General features: G+C 55.1%; 2 rRNA genes. Both read right to left on the bottom strand.

The features are described from left to right. Positions 1-12: 12 nt before the first annotated feature. Positions 13-129, bottom strand: a 5S ribosomal RNA gene (gene rrf, locus CH289_RS27745). Between the two features lie 145 nt (positions 130-274). After that, positions 275-3,435, bottom strand: a 23S ribosomal RNA gene (locus tag CH289_RS27750). Between the last annotated feature and the right edge of the window lie 45 nt (positions 3,436-3,480).

Consider the following 3,480-nt stretch of genomic DNA (forward strand, 5'->3'; position numbering starts at 1 on the left):
CTGTGAAAGTGTGTTCGGCGGTGTCCTACTCTCCCACACCCTGTCGGGTGCAGTACCATCGGCGCTGGAGGGCTTAGCTTCCGGGTTCGGAATGGGACCGGGCGTTTCCCCTCCGCTATGGCCGCCGTAACTCTGTGAAACAGTGTCACGAACGAACCGAAGTCGGAGACACACACAGTGTGTGTGTTCGTTCTTGGTTTTCATGTAGTTGTGTACCTGAAATACAACTTTCGTGTGTTGTTTCAGATATTGCACAGTGGACGCGTAGCTTCTTTGTGGTAAGTCCTCGGCCTATTAGTACCAGTCACCTGCATGCATTACTGCACTTCCAGTTCTGGCCTATCAACCCGGTGGTCTGCCGGGGGCCTTACCCCCACAAAGGGGGTGAGAAACCTCATCTTGGAACAGGCTTCCCGCTTAGATGCTTTCAGCGGTTATCCCTTCCGAACGTAGCTAACCAGCGGTGCTCCTGGTGGAACAACTGGCACACCAGAGGTTCGTCCGTCCCGGTCCTCTCGTACTAGGGACAGCCTTCCTCAAGTTTCTGACGCGCGCGGCGGATAGAGACCGAACTGTCTCACGACGTTCTAAACCCAGCTCGCGTGCCGCTTTAATGGGCGAACAGCCCAACCCTTGGGACCTACTCCAGCCCCAGGATGCGACGAGCCGACATCGAGGTGCCAAACCATCCCGTCGATATGGACTCTTGGGGAAGATCAGCCTGTTATCCCCGGGGTACCTTTTATCCGTTGAGCGACACCGCTTCCACATGCCGGTGCCGGATCACTAGTCCCGACTTTCGTCCCTGCTCGACCTGTCAGTCTCACAGTCAAGCTCCCTTGTGCACTTGCACTCGACACCTGATTGCCAACCAGGCTGAGGGAACCTTTGGGCGCCTCCGTTACATTTTGGGAGGCAACCGCCCCAGTTAAACTACCCACCAGGCACTGTCCCTGAACCAGATCATGGTCCGAGGTTGAGGTATCCAATACGATCAGAGTGGTATTTCAACAACGACTCCACAGTAACTGGCGTCACCGCTTCACAGTCTCCCACCTATCCTACACAAACCGAACCGAACACCAATACCAAGCTATAGTGAAGGTCCCGGGGTCTTTTCGTCCTGCCGCGCGTAACGAGCATCTTTACTCGTAATGCAATTTCGCCGAGTCTATGGTTGAGACAGCTGAGAAGTCGTTACGCCATTCGTGCAGGTCGGAACTTACCCGACAAGGAATTTCGCTACCTTAGGATGGTTATAGTTACCACCGCCGTTTACTGGGGCTTAAATTCTCAGCTTCACCACACAAGTGCAGTTGACCGGTCCTCTTAACCTTCCAGCACCGGGCAGGCGTCAGTCCGTATACATCGTCTTACGACTTCGCACGGACCTGTGTTTTTAGTAAACAGTCGCTTCTCACTGGTCTCTGCGACCCCACCCAGCTCACACCGCAAGGATGATCACCGGACGAGGTCCCCCTTCTCCCGAAGTTACGGGGTCATTTTGCCGAGTTCCTTAACCATAGTTATCTCGATCGCCTCAGTATTCTCTACCTGACCACCTGTGTCGGTTTGGGGTACGGGCCGTGTGAAAGCTCGCTAGAGGCTTTTCTCGGCAGCATAGGATCACTGAATTCGCCTCAATCGGCTACGCATCACCTCTCAGGCTGTATGAGACACGGATTTGCCTATGTCTCGCCCTACAGGCTTACACCAGTATTACCACTGACTGGCTCAGCTACCTTCCTGCGTCACCCCATCGCTTGGCTACTACCAGATCAGGTCCCACGCATCCACCCAGCGCATCACTCTCGAAAGAGATCCGTCACCGGGATTCAGGGCGGTTAGTATCACTGATTCACCAGGGGCGCGTTCACACGGGTACGGGAATATCAACCCGTTGTCCATCGGCTACGCCTGTCGGCCTCGTCTTAGGTCCCGACTCACCCTGGGCGGATTAACCTGGCCCAGGAACCCTTGGTCATTCGGCGGACGAGTTTCTCACTCGTCTTTCGCTACTCATGCCTGCATTCTCACTCGCACAGCCTCCACACCTAGGTCACCCCGATGCTTCCACGGCTGCACGACGCTCCCCTACCCACCCACACACCTGGCCAATCCCTCGCAAGAGAAAGGCGGGCTGTTGTGTGAGTGCCGCAGCTTCGGTGGTGTACTTGAGCCCCGCTACATTGTCGGCGCAGGATCACTTGACCAGTGAGCTATTACGCACTCTTTCAAGGGTGGCTGCTTCTAAGCCAACCTCCTGGTTGTCTTCGCGACCCCACATCCTTTTCCACTTAGTACACGCTTAGGGACCTTAGCTGGCGATCTGGGCTGTTTCCCTCTCGACTACGAACCTTATCGCCCGCAGTCTCACTGCCACGCTCTCACTCACCGGCATTCGGAGTTTGGCTGATTTCGGTAAGCCGGTAAGCCCCCTAGACCATCCAGTAGCTCTACCTCCGATGAGAAACACGTGACGCTGCACCTAAATGCATTTCGGGGAGAACCAGCTATCACGGAGTTTGATTGGCCTTTCACCCCTACCCACAACTCATCCCCTCAGTTTTCAACCTAAGTGGGTTCGGTCCTCCACGACGTCTTACCGTCGCTTCAACCTGGCCATGGGTAGATCACTCCGCTTCGGGTCTAGAACACGCCACTACACACCAAACGGTGATACGCCCTATTCGGACTCGCTTTCGCTACGGCTACCCCACACGGGTTAACCTCGCGACATGCCACTAACTCGCAGGCTCATTCTTCAAAAGGCACGCCATCACCAGCCACAGTAAACTGTGCACCAGCTCTGACGGATTGTAAGCGCACGGTTTCAGGTACTATTTCACTCCCCTCCCGGGGTACTTTTCACCTTTCCCTCACGGTACTAGTCCGCTATCGGTCACCAGGGAGTATTCAGGCTTATCGGGTGGTCCCGACAGATTCACAGCAGATTTCACGGGCCCGCTGCTACTTGGGCATCCACACTCGACAGTCACAATGTTTTCGTCTACGGGACTCTCACCCTCTACGACAGGCCGTTCCAGACCACTTCGACTAACACCATGATTTCTCACTGTCGGACAGTCCGGCAGAACCATCACATGCAAACCCCACAACCCTCCATACGCAACCCCTGCCGGGTATCACACGCACAAAGTTTGGCCTCCTCCGCTTTCGCTCGCCACTACTCACGGAATCACAATTGTTTTCTCTTCCTGTGGGTACTGAGATGTTTCACTTCCCCACGTTCCCTCCACACACCCTATATATTCAGATGCAGGTAACACGACATCACTCGTGCTGGGTTTCCCCATTCGGACACCCTCGGATCACAGCTCGGTTGACAGCTCCCCGAGGCTTATCGCAGCCTCCTACGTCCTTCATCGGCTCCTGGTGCCAAGGCATCCACCGTACGCTCTTCATTACTTACAACAAAGATGCTCGCGTCCACTGTGCAATTCTCAAACAACACACACA

Origin of the sequence: Rhodococcus sp. RS1C4 (genome assembly GCF_002258225.1) — a bacterium.
GTDB lineage: Bacteria > Actinomycetota > Actinomycetes > Mycobacteriales > Mycobacteriaceae > Rhodococcoides > Rhodococcoides fascians_E.